Source organism: Aquimarina algiphila (assembly GCF_007489275.1).
Taxonomy (GTDB): domain Bacteria; phylum Bacteroidota; class Bacteroidia; order Flavobacteriales; family Flavobacteriaceae; genus Aquimarina; species Aquimarina algiphila.
Genome location: NZ_VLNR01000018.1, coordinates 21,175 through 37,740, shown reverse-complemented (window position 1 = coordinate 37,740; position 16,566 = coordinate 21,175). Strand labels below are relative to the sequence as shown.

At 31.3% G+C, this 16,566-nt stretch carries 13 protein-coding genes; 9 read left to right on the top strand and 4 right to left on the bottom strand.

Going from position 1 to position 16,566, the window contains the following annotated elements:
• The first annotated feature begins 1 nt into the window (after nucleotide 1).
• Nucleotides 2-538: a DUF3575 domain-containing protein gene (locus FOF46_RS10515; protein ID WP_143916435.1), complete on the top strand. Its 537-nt coding sequence runs from the start codon at nucleotides 2-4 to the stop codon at nucleotides 536-538.
• 155 nt (nucleotides 539-693) lie between these two features.
• Nucleotides 694-2,493 carry a translational GTPase TypA gene (gene typA, locus FOF46_RS10510; protein WP_143916434.1) on the top strand — a complete coding sequence of 600 codons (1,800 nt, stop codon included), beginning with the start codon at nucleotides 694-696 and terminating at the stop codon, nucleotides 2,491-2,493.
• A gap of 679 nt (nucleotides 2,494-3,172) precedes the next feature.
• Here typA and FOF46_RS10505 read toward each other — a convergent pair.
• The gene (locus FOF46_RS10505) at nucleotides 3,173-3,856 is read right to left on the bottom strand and encodes a cell division ATP-binding protein FtsE (RefSeq protein ID WP_109434817.1); all 684 of its coding nucleotides are present in this window, start codon (nucleotides 3,854-3,856) and stop codon (nucleotides 3,173-3,175) included.
• 414 nt (nucleotides 3,857-4,270) lie between these two features.
• Here FOF46_RS10505 and FOF46_RS10500 point away from each other — a divergent pair, with 414 nt between their 5' ends.
• The 7 genes from FOF46_RS10500 (at nucleotide 4,271) to FOF46_RS10470 (ending at nucleotide 14,028) form a co-directional block, all read left to right on the top strand.
• A complete protein-coding gene (locus FOF46_RS10500) occupies nucleotides 4,271-7,288 on the top strand; it encodes a tetratricopeptide repeat protein (protein WP_143916433.1) in 3,018 nt (1,005 codons plus the stop codon).
• A gap of 49 nt (nucleotides 7,289-7,337) precedes the next feature.
• The gene (locus FOF46_RS10495) at nucleotides 7,338-9,098 is read left to right on the top strand and encodes a TonB-dependent receptor (protein WP_143916432.1); all 1,761 of its coding nucleotides are present in this window, start codon (nucleotides 7,338-7,340) and stop codon (nucleotides 9,096-9,098) included.
• Between the two features lie 152 nt (nucleotides 9,099-9,250).
• Nucleotides 9,251-10,063, top strand: coding sequence for a M23 family metallopeptidase (locus tag FOF46_RS10490; RefSeq protein WP_143916431.1), 813 nt, complete (start codon nucleotides 9,251-9,253; stop codon nucleotides 10,061-10,063).
• A 189-nt stretch (nucleotides 10,064-10,252) separates the two neighbouring features.
• On the top strand, nucleotides 10,253-10,555 hold the full coding sequence (locus tag FOF46_RS10485; protein WP_109434821.1) for a hypothetical protein: 303 nt from the start codon (nucleotides 10,253-10,255) through the stop codon (nucleotides 10,553-10,555).
• 66 nt (nucleotides 10,556-10,621) lie between these two features.
• Nucleotides 10,622-11,593, top strand: coding sequence for a hypothetical protein (locus FOF46_RS10480; protein WP_208746768.1), 972 nt, complete (start codon nucleotides 10,622-10,624; stop codon nucleotides 11,591-11,593).
• Nucleotides 11,594-11,758: 165 nt separating this feature from the next.
• Nucleotides 11,759-12,070: a hypothetical protein gene (locus FOF46_RS10475; protein ID WP_143916429.1), complete on the top strand. Its 312-nt coding sequence runs from the start codon at nucleotides 11,759-11,761 to the stop codon at nucleotides 12,068-12,070.
• A gap of 164 nt (nucleotides 12,071-12,234) precedes the next feature.
• Nucleotides 12,235-14,028, top strand: coding sequence for a DUF885 domain-containing protein (locus FOF46_RS10470; RefSeq protein WP_143916428.1), 1,794 nt, complete (start codon nucleotides 12,235-12,237; stop codon nucleotides 14,026-14,028).
• Between the two features lie 58 nt (nucleotides 14,029-14,086).
• Here the strand turns inward: FOF46_RS10470 and FOF46_RS10465 are convergent, their stop codons facing one another.
• From FOF46_RS10465 to FOF46_RS10455, 3 genes are all read right to left on the bottom strand, one after another.
• Entirely contained in the window at nucleotides 14,087-14,818 is a 732-nt protein-coding gene (locus FOF46_RS10465; protein WP_143916427.1) for a hypothetical protein, read from the bottom strand.
• Nucleotides 14,819-14,857: 39 nt separating this feature from the next.
• Complete coding sequence (locus FOF46_RS10460; RefSeq protein WP_167571791.1) at nucleotides 14,858-15,574, bottom strand: phytanoyl-CoA dioxygenase family protein; 717 nt, start codon at nucleotides 15,572-15,574, stop codon at nucleotides 14,858-14,860.
• A gap of 354 nt (nucleotides 15,575-15,928) precedes the next feature.
• Entirely contained in the window at nucleotides 15,929-16,447 is a 519-nt protein-coding gene (locus FOF46_RS10455) for a hypothetical protein (RefSeq protein ID WP_143916425.1), read from the bottom strand.
• Nucleotides 16,448-16,566: the final 119 nt, after the last annotated feature.

The following is a 16,566-nucleotide window of genomic DNA, read 5'->3' as shown; positions in this document are numbered from 1 at the left end:
CATGAAGAAAATACTCACAGCAATTTTCCTTTTTAGTACATTATTATTATCAGCACAAAACCAGACAAATAAAGTAGAAAAACAAATGTTTAAAGCCAGCTTATTGATTACTCCAGGGGTAGAGTATGAAGTCGGGGTAAGTGAGAATGCTACCTTAGATTTTAGGTTAGGAACCGGATTGGCCTATGTGAAATCGAATAATGATGAGGATTATGGGGTGTTTCTTACGTTTGAAGGGGCTTACAGGTATTACTATAATTTTGAAAAACGAGCGAATAAAGGAAAGAATACTTCAGGCAATTCTGCAAATTATTTGGCTATGACTACCTATATTGCACATGGAGATCCTATACTAGGAGATTTAGATACAGATATAGATTATGTAGGACAAGTAGGGCCAGTTTGGGGATTTCAGCGCACCTATAATTCGGGATTTAACCTAGGTTTGGAACTTGGAGTAGGGTATGCTTTTAATGATAATGATCAATCTATGGCTCCAATTGTCAACTTTAGATTAGGTTGGGCATTTGGGAAATAATTGATTTTATTAAATTATATACCATTTCTTAATATTAAACAAGCTTTATATGAAGGTTTTGTAAGCTAGATTTTAAAGCTTTTTTAATAATTGAGTTTTCATATACAACCTGTCAAAATAACTCGTACCTTTGCAGCCTTAAAAATGAGGCGTTTATGACAGCTATAAAGAACATTGCAATAATTGCTCACGTAGATCACGGTAAGACTACGTTGGTAGATAAGATTATGTACCATTGTCAATTATTTCGTGAAAATGAGAATACGGGCGATTTGATTTTGGATAATAACGACCTGGAACGTGAAAGAGGAATAACGATTACTTCAAAAAATGTTTCAGTTATTTATAAAGGAACCAAAATTAATATTATAGATACTCCTGGTCACGCCGATTTTGGTGGTGAGGTAGAGCGTGTTTTAAATATGGCAGATGGAGTATTACTTCTTGTTGATGCTTTTGAAGGGCCAATGCCTCAGACACGTTTTGTGTTGCAAAAAGCAATTGATCTGGGATTAAAACCTTGTGTAGTTGTTAATAAAGTTGACAAAGAAAATTGTACTCCTGACGAAGTTCATGAAAAAGTTTTTGATTTGATGTTTGAACTTGGCGCAGAAGAATGGCAGTTGGATTTTCCAACAGTATATGGTTCTGCTAAGAATAACTGGATGAGTGAGGACTGGAAGAATGAAACTGATAATATCGAACCATTATTAGATATGGTTATAGAGCATATTCCTGCACCAAAAATTGAGGAAGGTACTACACAGATGTTAATTACATCTTTGGATTTCTCTTCATTTACAGGACGTATTGCTATCGGGCGTTTACAAAGAGGAACGTTGACAGAAGGGATGCAGGTTTCTTTGGTAAAACGTGATGGAACTATTAAAAAATCAAAAATCAAAGAACTCCATACTTTTGAAGGTTTAGGGAGAATGAAAGTAGATAAAGTAGAAGCTGGTGATATCTGTGCATTGGTTGGACTAGAAGGTTTTGAGATTGGAGATACAGTAGCAGATATAGAAAACCCCGAAGGGTTAAAAACAATTGCTATTGATGAACCAACAATGAGTATGTTGTTTACCATCAATGATTCACCTTTCTTTGGTAAGGATGGAAAGTTTGTAACCTCAAGACATATTAAGGAGAGACTAGCTAAAGAATTAGAGAAGAACCTTGCATTACGAGTTAATGATACCGATAGTGCTGATAAATTTTTAGTATTTGGTCGAGGAGTATTGCACTTATCTGTATTGATCGAAACGATGAGACGTGAAGGTTATGAGTTACAGATAGGACAACCACAAGTAATTATCAAAGAAATTGATGGTACAAAATGTGAACCTATAGAAGAATTAACCATTGATTTACCAGAAAATGTTTCTGGAAAAGCTGTGGAAATGGTGACATTGCGTAAAGGCGAGATGCTTAGCATGGAAGCCAAAGGAGATCGTATGGTTTGTGAATTTATGATACCATCAAGAGGGATTATTGGTTTGCGTAACCAATTATTGACTGCTACAGCAGGAGAGGCAATTATGGCACACCGTTTTAAAGAGTATCAACCCCTAAAAGGAGATATTCCGGGACGTATTAATGGATCATTAGTATCTATGGAAAAAGGATCAGCAATTCCTTATTCTATTGATAAGCTTCAGGATAGAGGTAAGTTTTTTGTAGATCCGGGAGAAGATATCTATGAAGGACAAGTAATTGGTGAAAATTCTCGTGGAGATGATATGACCGTGAATATTACGAAGACTAAAAAATTATCAAATGTACGTTCTTCTGGTGCTGATGATAAAGCTAAGATCGTACCTGCAATTAAATTTTCTTTAGAAGAAGCCTTAGAATATATTCAAAAAGATGAGTATGTTGAGGTAACTCCGAATCATTTAAGATTACGAAAAATCTTCCTTACAGAGGTTGAACGTAAAAGAAATAAGATTGTGTAAACGGTATAATGAAGTTTAAAATAAAAACCCCAGATTTTTGTCTGGGGTTTTTTTATACCAAATCAAAAACAGATATTCTTGATCTTTTTTTAAATACAACCTGAAAAACTTTACTTTCTCATAGCATACCTACTAGCCCCGGGTAATTGTTTCAAAAAATTCTTTAATGCTTTGATATCAATAATCATAATCCCATAGAATAATTTCATAACCTTACTTTTTATGTGATACAAAAATTTTTAAAAAGAGATAATAGAGTACTCTTTTATAGGATAGATTACAGGAATTGGGCCAAACTAATTAATGTTTAGATTTTTATAAAAACTTTAAGAATTTGGAGAGTGCACTAAAAACATCAATACTATAAAAACGAAAAAACCCGAGCTGACTCGGGTTTTTCTTTCGATATTTTGGGGTTTTGGTTTGGGGCGAATTAAATGTTTGGGGGCTTATTCGATATTTGGGGCGAATTGCCGTATTTAATTTCTTTATTTTTTGACATTACAAATGTAATAAGAAAAACCGGAGTGGAACTTGTAAAAAACGTTAAATATTCGGTAAAACACATTTTTTTTACGACAAAAAACACAAATTACTGTATTTCATCAGTTTTAGTACTCGTTTTCGGGAAGTTTTTAAACTTAAATGTTTTCGAATTGATTAAAGTTGATGTTTTATGCTATCCTTTTCTTTGTACAACTTCAAAAACTTTATTTCCATCGCACTTTAAGGTTTTAGAAGGGTATTTAAGAAGTAAAGCATAATCATGAGTAGCCATAAGAATGGTATTACCATTTTTATTAATATCTTGTAATACTTCCATAACTTCAACAGAGGTTTGTGGATCAAGATTCCCAGTAGGCTCATCTGCTAATATTAATTCTGGATCGTTTAATAGTGCTCTTGCAATCGCAATGCGTTGTTGTTCTCCACCAGATAATTGATAAGGAAATTTAAAATCTTTAGTTTTCATTCCTACCTTATCCAAAACATCATCAATTTTACTATCCATTGCTTTTTCATCTGTCCATCCAGTAGCCTTAAGCACAAATACAAGATTACCTTTTACAGTTCGGTCATTTAATAATTTGAAATCTTGAAATACAATACCCAGTTTTCTTCTCAGAAAAGGAATTTGATTTTCTTGTAATGAAGGAAGATCAAAGTCAACAATACTTCCTTCGCCTTCTAATAATGGAAGGTCACCATATAAGGTTTTCATAAAACTACTTTTTCCTGTACCGGTTTTACCAATAAGGTATACAAAATCACCTTTGTTTACTTCTACATTGACATCAGATAGAATTAAGCTTTCACGTTGATAGATTGAAGCATTTTTAAGGCTTAATACCGTATTGGACATAGTTTATGATTCAGAATTAATAGTATTTGGTAAAAGTAAAAAGTTTTCTGTTAAAAAAAATTAGGTATACTAATAGTTTTCAACCAACTTATATAATTAACCAAAATTTAGAATAAATATTTTAGATTTCTCAGAGTAAAACAAGAAAGGAATGAATACTTATAGATGATCATAAGGTAAACTCTGTAGTGATTTAATATTTTTTTGCTAAGTGCGAAGACTGTGTTTTCTTAATAAAAGCTTTCTAAATGCAGTGTTTTCAGTAGATGACATTCATAAAGAATTCATAATTATAAATTAAGAATGTAATTATCTCGAAAATCTTTCGTTATTAAAATGAAGATTAGGCTATCTTTAACATAAAATTTATCCACGGGAAACGATATTTACTTTTTTATTGTAATACTTAGTTAAATGAACAAATACATCACCTCGATGCTTTTTGTGATTTGCCTGTCTGCACATATATCTGCACAGCAATCCGCAATTTATACCAATGAATTAGTGCAATATAATCAGGCACTAGAATTGTATAACAATAAGCAGTTTCTGGCAGCTCAAACTCTTTTTGATAAAGTGCGTGAAGCTTCAGGAGATGAAAATATTGACGCCAATTGTAGTTATTATATTGCTAATTGTGCTGTCTGGTTAAATCAAAAAGATGCAGATCAACTTTTAGAAGAATTTGTAGTACAATATCCAACAAGTATTAAGCGTAATGCTGCTTATCTTGATGCAGCTACATATTATTTTGATAATGGGAAATATGCATATGCCCGTAAATGGTACGATAAGGTAGATGAAGGAAATTTAAGCCGAACAGAAAAAGAAAAGTATGACTTTAATAATGGGTATGCTTATTTCAAAATCCAACGATTTAACGAAGCTAAAAAATTCCTTAATCAGGTAGAAGATTCACCAGAGTATGGAGCAAAGGCAAAATACTATTTGGGCTTTATTGCATATGAAGGAGATAATTATAAGGAAGCAGATAAATTATTTGATGAAGTTAAGGATTTAGATCAATATAATAAGAACCTATCTTATTTTCAAAGTGACATGAATTTTAAGTCGGGTAATTTTCAAGAAGCTATTAACGAAGGCTTGACTCAGATACCAAAATCAAAACCTTCAGAAAAATCTGAATTAAATAAGATTATTGGAGAGAGTTATTTCAACCTTGGCGAATATCAAAAAGCGATTCCGTATCTTAAAGAATATAGAGGTCGAAAAGGAAAATGGAATAATACAGATCATTATTTCTTAGGATATGCATATTATAAGCAAGGTGAGTATCAAAATGCAATTTCTCAATTCAATAAAATTGTAGACGGCCGCAATGCTACTGCTCAAAATGCATATTATCACTTGGCAGAATCGTATTTAAAAACTGACCAAAAACAACAAGCATTAAATGCTTTTAAGAATGCTTCAGAAATGGATTTTGAAGCTAAAATAAAAGAAGATGCTACATATAATTATGCAAAACTTAGTTATGAGATAGGAAATTCTTTTGAGAGTGCTCCAAAAGTATTATTATCATATCTGGATCAATATCCTAATACCGAATTTGAAGAAGAGATTAAGGAACTTTTAATCAGTTCGTATATCACCTCAAAAAATTATAAAGAAGCAATGGATTTGCTTGAAGGTAGTCGAAACTTTGCAGATAAGGAAGTATATCAAAAAGTTGCTTTTTATAGAGGGATCGAATTGTATAATGAAAATAAATATACAGAAGCCATCTTATATTTTGATAAATCCTTAAAAGAGCAAGTTGATCCTAAGTTTACGGCTAAGGCAACGTATTGGAAGGCAGAAAGTGATTATTTACTTACTAATTTTGATGATGCGTTAATTGGGTTTAAAGATTTTCAAAGTAGTGCAGGAGCTTCTACCACGAATGAATATCAACAGATTGATTATAATTTGGGATATACGTATTTTAAATTAAAACAATACCCTCAAGCTACAACGTATTTTGATACGTTTTCTAAAAAGGATAATATAGATGAAGCAAGGCAGGTTGATACTTATTTAAGACTAGGAGATAGTCATTTTATATCTAGTAAATATTGGCCGGCTATGGAAGCATATAACCAGGCAATTGATAAAAACGGACCTGATTCTGATTATGCACATTATCAGAAAGCAATTAGTTATGGTTTTGTAAATAAACATAATAAAAAGATTCAGGATCTTGAGATGTTCTTAAAAAAATATCCTAGATCTACGTATCGTGATGATGCTATGTTTGCTCTAGGTGATGTGTATGTGTCTGAAAATAAGGTGCAACGAGGGATTGATGCCTATGATCGTCTTATCCGTGACTTACCCAGAAGTTCATATGTGCCAAAAGCTCTATTAAAACAAGGCTTGATCTATTACAATGGAGATAAAGGAGATCAGGCATTATCAAAATTTAAAAAGGTAGTAGCAGAATATCCAGGTACCGATGAAGCTATTCAAGCAGTAAATACAGCTAGGTTGATTTATGTAGATCTGGGTAGAACAGAAGAATACGCTACTTGGGTTAAAGGACTGAGTTTTGTTGATGTGAGTGATGCAGATTTGGATAACACTTCGTTTGAAGCTGCAGAGAAACAATTTTTGGAGAATAATGATAATGCAGCAATTAATGGTTTTGAAAAATATTTAAATGAATTTCCAAATGGATTACACGCTTTAAAAAGTAATTTTCATCTGGCACAATTATATTTCAAAAAAGGACAAAAAGAAACTGCTGTACCCCATTATGAATATGTATTACAACAGGATCGCACAGAGTATACAGAACAATCTCTTGCAAGATTATCCCAGATACACCTGGAGAACCGCAATTATGAAAAAGCAATTCCGGTATTAGAACGTCTAGAAAGTGATGCAGATTATCCTCAGAACATAATCTTTGCACAATCTAATTTGATGAAATCATATTATCAGTTACTAAAGTATCAAAAGACTATTGAATATGCGGATAAAGTGTTGGCTAATCCAAAAATCCAAAACGATGTAAAAAGTGATGCTAAAATTTTTACAGCACGGGCAGCTTTCCAAACTGTCGATATGGAGAGGGCAAAACGAGCATATGCCGAAGTGCAGAAAATTGCAACAGGAGAATTGGCTGCAGAGGCTTTATATTATGAAGCTTACTTTAAGAACCAAGAAGGAAATTATAAAAGCTCTAATGAAACTGTTCAAAAACTATCTAAAGATTTCCCCGGATATCGATTGTATGGGTCTAAAGGATTAGTACTTATGGCAAAAAATTTCTATGGCCTTAAGGATGCATATCAGGCAACCTATATTTTGGAAAGTGTGATTAAAAACTTTACAGATTACCCAGAGGTAATTGATGAGGCAACTATCGAACTTAAAAAAATCAAAGCCGAAGAGGCAAAAACAAATTCATCTATCCAAACCGAACAATAATAATCAGTTATTAAACGAGTTGTATCATATGCTTACATATTTTAAAAAAATGAATAGCCCTTGTAGTTTTTCAAAACCAATTGGGTCTGGAGTATTACTTCTTATAAGTACTTTTATAAGTACAGTAACTTTTTCACAGGAAAAAGAAAAAGAAACGCTTGAAACTGAAAGGGTAGTTATTGTTAAGGCATATACACCAACAATTAGTGATGCGTTTAAAATTAAATCTACGCCAATTCTTAATGATTCGGTGACACAACAAAAAAAAGAAATTCGATATAGTATATTTTCGGTACCTGTAGCATCAACATATACTCCAGCCAAAGGTCGCGCAGCTAATATTGATAGACCTAAACCCATTGAGATCTATGATAATTATGCAACATTAGGATTTGGAAATTTCACATCGGTTCTTGCAGAATTTTATAGTAACTTTCAGATCAATAGATCAGATAATATAGGATTGTATTTGCATCATAATTCTTCACAAGGTGGTATTGAAGATGTACAACTGGATGATAAGTTTTATAATACTTTTCTGGATCTTAATTATACTTCCCGAACAAGAGATTATACATACGGAATAGAAGTTGGAGTAGAACATCAGTTGTATAATTGGTATGGACTTCCAGAAATTCCTGAGCTAACGCAAGTACAAATTGATGCCATCGATCCACAACAAAGTTATTTTGGTGCCAAAATTGGAGGGAAGCTTCAATTTGATGATTTATATTTTAAGAAAGCATCATTAAATTATAGATTTTTTGGTGATGCTTTAAGCTCTGTAGAACATCATGTCGTTGCAAAACCGACTTTTGAGTTTGAAATAGGAGATAATTTGATTACCACTAATTTTATTGTTGATTATCTAAGTGGTAATTTTGAGAGAGATCTTGACTTTGCTTCGCAAACTCCCAATAAATATGGTATTCTAAATTTGGGAGTAAATCCAAGCCTGGTGATTCTTAGGGATAATCTTACGGTAAATCTGGGAGCAGCTGTATATTACAGTATTGATACAGAAAATAGCGATAATGATTTCTTTATTTATCCAAAAGTTACTGCTTCTTATAGATTACTAGAGGAAGCTGTTATTGCGTATGGTGGTTTAGAAGGAGAATTAGAACAGAATAGTTATAGAGATGCTGTACAACAAAACCCTTTTGTTTCTCCTACATTAATTATAGAACCTACAAATACTTTATATGATGCATATATAGGATTAAAAGGAAAGATATCTGATGTAGTAAGTTATAATTTTAGAGGAAGTTATGTTTCTGAAGATGAAAAACCATTATTTGTAAACAATGCTAGACCAACATTACAACTAGAAGGTTTTGATTATGGAAATTCATTTTCGTATCGTTATGATGATATCAATACTCTAGTAGGATACGGGGAGTTAAATTTTGAAATTAATAAGAAGTTTAAACTGGGAGCTTCTGCAGAATATTTTAATTATAGTACAGAAGACGAACAAGAAGCATGGAATTTACCTGAAATCAAAGCTTCAGTGCTTATGGATTATCAAATTAATAAACAATGGTATTTTGGAGCTCAACTATTTTATGTAGGTGAAAGAAAGGATATAAACAATCAAGTTATTGCTCTTCCTTCACTTCCAGAGTCTATAGTTACTTTGGATAACTATTTTGATGCTAATGTTAATCTGGGGTATCGTTTAAGTGATCAGCTTTCATTTTTTGTAAAAGGAAATAATCTGGCTGGAGAAAATTATGAACGCTGGGTCAATTTCCCAGTTCAAGGGATACAGGTTTTAGGAGGAGTTACTTATAAGTTTAATTATTAGACTAGGTTTCTTAAAAACTAGATTTATTTTTTTTTGTAACTTATAGAGGTTATAGTATCCAATATAAAAGGGAAATATACTCGGTATAGTTTTTGGTACTAATTAAAATAAAAGTATAAAACCTCTAGACAATCATTAAAAACTAAAAAAATATGAAAACCAGTACTCTTCTTATTTTAAGTTTATTTTCGATATCTCTGTTTTCTCAGGATAACTTTAAACTTTATTATGAAGAAACTGAGAATGGTTTTGCTATCCTTGCAGATAATGATGAGTATAGTCCGGTTTCAGCTAAGATAGATTTCAGATTAGAGAATTTAAACTCTACTAATGGAAATAATAAGGTGTTTGTTGTGCCTGCAAAAACCAAGAAACACATCATTACAGATCTAACCGTAATTGATAGAAAAAAACGTATAAAATTAGGGTATGAGTCTACCTATAATCATGGGAATCATAACCTGAAGAAGTATGATACTAACTTTAAGTATTATTTACCGTTTCCAAAAGGAAAAGAATATTGGTTATCCCAAGGATATAATGGCGCTGTCTCCCACAAAAATGAAAATGCGCTAGATTTTAAAATGCCTGTAGGAACTAAAATATATGCCGCTAGAGATGGAGTTGTAGTAGATATAGAAGAAAGTTTTAGTAAAAGTTGTACAACATCAGAATGTGCAAAATATAATAATTTTATTCTTATATATCATAGTGATGGTACTTTTGCTGAATATACTCATATCAAAAAGAATGGAGCAGAAGTAAAGATTGGAGATCAAATAAAAATAGGTCAGTTTATAGGATATAGTGGAGATGTAGGTTGGGCTACCGGGCCACATTTGCATTTTATTGTATTTTTTCAAAGGTTAAAAGAAAGAGTAACGCTAAAAACAAAATTTCTTACAGGTAATGGTAAACAGGCAATTGCTCTTGTCGAAAAAGAAAAGTACACGCGTGGTTATTAACTCCTTTTTTTATTGAACCTCTTTTATAAATTGGATATAAGAAATTCCAACCCCTTTTTTCCTTATTAATAATCCCCTGTTTTCAGGGCACTAATTTTCATTGTTTATGGTGTTTGGTATACTTCCAAACGACTATATCTTGCACAGTATTAAGAATAATTCATTTTAACTTTTAATACGCAACTACAGATGAAAAAGATTAATATACATACGTACATTGTAACATTTATTTTACTTTTTGTTTTAGCAGCAATCTGCAGCATATTAGGGAATGCTAATGATAGGGGAACACTAGTTTTTACTCCCACGACAGAGTTTTTAATGAAACTAAATACGATATTTAAATTACCTACAGATGCTATTGGATATTCTGGAGTTGTAAAAGGGATATATGGTTTAATAGGAGGACTAATTCTTAATGTTCTGTTATATTCGTTTGCATTTGAACGTTTTGTTTTTTGTTTGAAAAGTTTAAAAAGAAAATTGATTTAAAATCAAAAAATAGATTACCAACTTGACCAAAAACATTATCTTAGAATCGTTCAAATCATTGGTGTGATGCTGTGTGCTCTTGAAAAAAATACAAATACATTAAAATTCATTTTATTTTTTTTGATACTAAGTAATTTTACTTTTGCTCAAGAAAATATTTCATTTAAAAGACTTATCTCCAAAACCAATAAATACCTCGAATTCTACGGGGAGATTTCAATTTATGGAAAAAATTCATATTCGTTTAATGAAATAGGGATATCTAAAAAAGATCAAAAAGGCATACTTAAAAATAAAAAAGACTATGAATTTGTAGTCAGAGACTCCATTGGTAAATATGATTTAATTCTCTTTTTACAGAAAAAAATAATGTATAACCTAAATAGAGTTGTTACTAATGCCGAGTTTGGTAAAAATGATATTACTCAATTACTTAATTCATCTGAATTAGATGTCATAAAATCAGATGATGGTAAACTTTATAATTTTTCTATTGATGAAAAAACAGGAGGTACATATAAAAGTAGAGTTTCATTGATGCACTATACAGAATTAAACAATAGTGTACAAAAAGAAGAAGATTCAATGAATACCCAAAAATCAAAAGTTTATGAAGTTTTTGATGGTGATGGTTTTACTGGTATTTTTTCGATACCAACAACAGAAGGAACTAAATACGTGCTAACAAAATTTGTCAGAGGATGCTCGCTTTGTTTTCTGAGCGGTGTGATGTTGGTAACCTACAATGATGGAATATTTCAACAAGACTTTTCATACTCTCTTGTTTTGAGGGATTGGGATGGAGGTGTTAAATATGAGCCTAAAACAAGAATGATATCGGTAGATTATAAAACAGATGACTTAACAACCGATTGTAATTGTAAAAATTACATTGAAAGTGAATCTAATAATAATGACCAAGACTATTTTCAAAATGTGAATCAATCAAATACTTTCAAATGTCAATGTGTTTTTATGTTTAATGGATTGAATTTTGAATTAGTAAAAGAGTGTAAGGAAAAAATAATTGAAGACTAGTTTTTAATGTATTGTTATATTCTTTTGCATTCGAGCATTTTGCTTTTTGTTTGAAGCGTTTAAAAAGTAAGTCAATTTAAAAGCATGATCAGAAACTAAACTGATATAGGATACCTGACTTTCTTTTTTAGAATTATATAGAGCATATCATAAATATTTAAGTTGATGACAAGAATTAATTTCCACATTTTTAGTCTATCAGTAATTGTACTTTCTGTTTTAATGACCTATAGTGTTATGGCTGAGTACGCCAGTGAAGAAGGTACACTAAGTTCTAATGCAATATCTATAGTTTTGAGAAAAACGTATACGGTGCTTATGTATCCAACACAAACATTGTTTAATTTGATTAGTGTCAAAGGACAAGGTTTTTCCATTTTTATTATTCGTCTTATTTTTAATATTTTATTATATGGATTAATAATAGAACGTCTCATTTTTTTCTTTACTTTTTTAAAAAAGAGAAAGACTAAGTAATAACTAATAAAAAAGTAGAAAAAAGTTTAGAATATTAGATGTGTCTACAAATCTGATTTTTTACAAATTAAGAGTGATTAACTTCATTATAGGTTCTATAAGAAACATTTCTTTTCTTGTGAATTTTCCTATCTTTCCTTCCTAAAACAAAAACACATCACATCATGATTAAAAAGACACTTGCCATGGTTTGTCTCACCTTGATTTTTACAGCTTGTAAAAATGAAACAACCACGACAAAAGAGCCCACAGAAGAAATTAATGTTAGCGCTAAATTTAATGAGATGCTGGACAACTACTATGAAGAAGGTTTACAGCTCAACCCTGTGCAAGCAACTTTTGCAGGAGATAATAGATTTAACGATCAATTCCCAAATCCTTTGGCCGACGAAACCGTAAATAAATCTAAAGCGTATTTTCAAAAATATAAAGAACAATTAGCACAGTTTGATGATGCTACATTATCTGAAAGCGAAAAAATGACCAAAGCAATTCTCAATTGGGAATGTGACATGAGTTTAGAGGCGTTTAATTTTAAACAAGACTATTTTCCAATAGATCAAATGTGGTCTATTAACCTTGTCGCTGGGCAGTTAGCTAGTGGTTCTAGTGCTCAGCCATTTAAAACTGTAGAAGATTATAACAATTGGTTAAAGCGTCTTGAAGGATATATTGCATGGATGACCTCGGCTGAAGCAAAAATGAAAGAGGGGATGACAGCAGGATATGTGTTGCCAAAATCTCTAATTGTAAAAGTACTTCCGCAATTAGAGGCATTGACTGTAGAAGATTTGGATAAACATCTTTTTTATACTCCCGTTAAAAATTTCCCTGAAGGTTTTACAGAGGAGGATAAAAAACAATTAACTGAAGCATATAGTAAAATGGTATCTGAGAAAATCATTCCCGCTTACAAAAGTTTACATCAATTTATGAGTACAACTTATATGGAAGCAGGAAGAGCTAGTTCTGGGATTTCTGAAATCCCCAACGGAAAAGAATTTTATCAATATCAAATCAAGTTGTATACCACGACAACAATGACGGCTGATGCAATTCATGAATTAGGGCTTGCTGAAGTGGCAAGAATTTCTTCTGAAATGGAAAAAATCAAGGAAGAAGTAGGATATACAGGTGATCTAAAATCTTTCTTTGATCATGTACGTAATAAGAAAGAGTTAATGCCATTTACAGAACCTCAACAAGTTATAGATAATTTTAATGCGATTCATGATCGTATGAAACCACAAATTGAAAAATTATTTGATGTAAAACCAAAAACACCATTCGAAGTACGTCGCACAGAAGCATTTCGTGAAAATTCTGCAAGCGCAGAGTATAATCCAGGATCTTTGGATGGAACACGACCAGGTATTTTTTATACACCAATTCCCGAGGTAACAAAGTATAATACATATAGCGATGAGTCTCTGTTTTTACATGAAGCTATTCCGGGACATCATTATCAGATTTCACTTACCCAGGAAAGTGAAGAATTACCAAAATTTAGAAAAACATTATGGTATAGTGGATACGGAGAAGGATGGGCGTTATATAGTGAATCTTTAGGTAAAGAACTTGGGTTGTATACAGATCCATATCAGTATTTTGGAATGTTAGGTGCAGAAATGCATCGCGCTATACGTTTGGTGGTAGATACTGGATTACATTCAAAAGGATGGACTCGCGAACAAGCAATACAATATTCGTTGGATAATGAGGCTGAATCAGAAGCTGGAATTACTTCAGAGATCGAACGTTATATGGCTAATCCCGGGCAAGCGCTGTCATATAAGATTGGTCAGTTAAAAATAAGAGAGTTAAGAGCTAAAGCAGAAAAAGAATTAGGAGACAAATTCGATATCCGTAAGTTTCATAATCAAGTATTAGAGACTGGATGTGTACCTCTAGCATTGCTGGAAGATAAAATCAATACCTGGATTGCAAATAACAAGTAATTATTATTCTATATCGTTAAAAGAGGTTGTTTAAAAGCTTTTAAACAACCTCTTTTTTTTATTTCTTTTTAAGCCATTGTTCAAAATATAAATTCTCAATTTTCTTTCGCAGTCCAGAGTTTATAATTTCTATGGGTTCTACATCTGAACTTAGATTTATCAAATACCATATTTTTTCATCATCGGGTTTAAATTCTAAATCAGAATTTGTATCTCGTATGGTTTCTATCATAATTTGATCACTTTTAGGTATTAGTGTATATGATATTAAGTCTTCGTTTTTAGGAGATAACCTTTTAAATTCAGTGCCGTCTGTCCTTGATATAAATAAATGTTCGGGATCATTATGATTAAGTTTTTTATCATTATTGTAATCAATATCTCCAATTTTATATAAAATACTTTTAGATAAGATTGCCCCGGTTTCTTTAATATTCACTATATAATCAGTAATTCTCATCTTAGATTCAGTTAATAGTCTAGTCTGATTAGAGTTTTTGTCATAAAAAAGAATATTCCAATATCTTGGATAATCTGCCCAGGAATATTCATCACCACTATATCTGCTAAATGTTTTTTTTCTTTCTGAATGTTGTGTAGTAATAGGTAATAAAACCTGAGAGGTGCTATCTATAAAAACAGGTTTGTCATATTCAAATTTAAAATTGGTTAATATAGAATCAATCTGATGTTGAGTGAGGTTTTCATTTTCTATTATTTCAATCTTAGGATGATCTCTATCACAAGAATACATGATAATAATTAATAGTAAAAAGAGTAGTTTTTTCATGATTTAAAGTTTTACTAAAAGGTGTGAAAATTGTAAGATTTATTGTCCTAAATTTATTTCTTGGCGTTCTAACCAATTTAGAGGGTTAGTAAGTTCGTGATTGCAAAATTCTAAATGAATAACTCTCCTTTGTTTATTATTAGTTGTCCGATTTGAAGCATGCAATATCAATGGTTTCATTAACATTGCTCCTCCTTTCTCAATTTCGCAAATATGTTCGGTTTCATTTTTCCAATCAATTGATTTTGATCGATGAATTCCTTGTAGATGTGATTTAGGAATTACTTTAAGTGCTCCATTGTTTTTATCAGTTTTGTCCAAATGAATTCTTATGGTAATGGTATCTTGTAGTATCTTAATTGGTGGTTGAACTCCAAATTGCCCTTTTTTAAAAGTCCAGTTTATGTAATCTTTTAGATTTGCTTTCTGATCAACAGCTATACTTAAATCTTGATGATAACCTACAAACCAATTGGATTCTTTCGGTTTATCAAAATAAATGGCTTTAGTCGAAAAATAACTAGAATCAGGCAAAAAATCAATCAAATTCTTGTTGAAAAGAATTGTTTTCAGTTCAGGAATTACATTTATAAGTTGTCTAATGGCAAATACATCTTTTGTTTTTAAGAAAGAATCCCCATTCTGTTCAGAGTTTTTAATACATGTTGACATCTTATTAATTTCAGATTCAGTATACAGATTAGTTAAAACCGAATACCCTATTTCTTCTAACTCAACTTTATTCTTGATATACATTATTTTCTGAAAAGATAATTAGACAACCAAAATAAAGAAAACCTATGACATTTTAATTGTGCTTTTTATATTCATAGTAGTATATTATGATATACAAAAAACCGCCTTAAGACGGTTTTTATAGTAAAGTGGGTAGACACTATGACGATCACGCTACAGTTTCTTCTTCTATAGTGATATAAATGATAGCGCCAATACTAATATTGAGTGACAAACCTAAAGCAAATATTTTTTGAAAATTAGGGGATAACCTCCCTTTTTGTTAAGGGGTGTTTTTTGGAATTATACCCGTTGTTACTGCTGGGTATTGGTCAGATAGGAATAAAAATTTAATGAGGTGAAATCAAAAATGTATTATTGTAATTTAAAATAATGCTCAGATACAAAAGGACATTTTTCTACTTTTTCTATATTCATAGACCAGGTTACACTTGTTATTTTCCAGGAATTATTGACTAGCATGAGTGACCAGTACTCTGTACCCCAGTTTTGAATTGTAGAATTAACAGCCAAAGTATAATCAAAAGATATCGTTGCAAACTGATCTCTTACATCCATTTTGATATTATAGAATTTTTCTTCAGATCCATCTGCTAGATTGTTATAAAATGTTTTGTAATCACTAGAAGTAAAAACAAAATCAGGCATTTTCTTCGCTACCATTTCTTTTGATTTATTGGTAAAAATAGCAGCCCAAGTAATAGAATCATGTAAAAATAAATTAGAGAATTTTTCGAAATTATTGTGTTCTATAATTGAGGTTCTAAAATCCTCGATGACTTGTTCTAATTTATGATTAGTAACATCACTGCTTTGTGCATTTGAGAAAAATGATAAGAAAGTTAAGCCGATTACTATAATTTTAAATTTCATAGAAAATGTATTTGTTAAGATATATTTACGACGAATTCGTTTCAATTTTGTTACCAATACATTAGAATCTATGAAGCAGAAGTGACAGTTTTTTTAATAATCTAGATGTAATTATTTGA

Excerpts from the sequence above, each read along its gene's own strand:
- FOF46_RS10515 (WP_143916435.1), top strand. The coding sequence starts at position 2 with ATGAAGAAAATACTCACAGCAATTTTCCTTTTTAGTACATTATTATTA.
- typA (WP_143916434.1), top strand. The coding sequence starts at position 694 with ATGACAGCTATAAAGAACATTGCAATAATTGCTCACGTAGATCACGGT.
- FOF46_RS10505 (WP_109434817.1), bottom strand. The coding sequence starts at position 3,856 with ATGTCCAATACGGTATTAAGCCTTAAAAATGCTTCAATCTATCAACGT.
- FOF46_RS10500 (WP_143916433.1), top strand. The coding sequence starts at position 4,271 with ATGAACAAATACATCACCTCGATGCTTTTTGTGATTTGCCTGTCTGCA.
- FOF46_RS10495 (WP_143916432.1), top strand. The coding sequence starts at position 7,338 with ATGAATAGCCCTTGTAGTTTTTCAAAACCAATTGGGTCTGGAGTATTA.
- FOF46_RS10490 (WP_143916431.1), top strand. The coding sequence starts at position 9,251 with ATGAAAACCAGTACTCTTCTTATTTTAAGTTTATTTTCGATATCTCTG.
- FOF46_RS10485 (WP_109434821.1), top strand. The coding sequence starts at position 10,253 with ATGAAAAAGATTAATATACATACGTACATTGTAACATTTATTTTACTT.
- FOF46_RS10480 (WP_208746768.1), top strand. The coding sequence starts at position 10,622 with ATGCTGTGTGCTCTTGAAAAAAATACAAATACATTAAAATTCATTTTA.
- FOF46_RS10475 (WP_143916429.1), top strand. The coding sequence starts at position 11,759 with ATGACAAGAATTAATTTCCACATTTTTAGTCTATCAGTAATTGTACTT.
- FOF46_RS10470 (WP_143916428.1), top strand. The coding sequence starts at position 12,235 with ATGATTAAAAAGACACTTGCCATGGTTTGTCTCACCTTGATTTTTACA.
- FOF46_RS10465 (WP_143916427.1), bottom strand. The coding sequence starts at position 14,818 with ATGAAAAAACTACTCTTTTTACTATTAATTATTATCATGTATTCTTGT.
- FOF46_RS10460 (WP_167571791.1), bottom strand. The coding sequence starts at position 15,574 with ATGTATATCAAGAATAAAGTTGAGTTAGAAGAAATAGGGTATTCGGTT.
- FOF46_RS10455 (WP_143916425.1), bottom strand. The coding sequence starts at position 16,447 with ATGAAATTTAAAATTATAGTAATCGGCTTAACTTTCTTATCATTTTTC.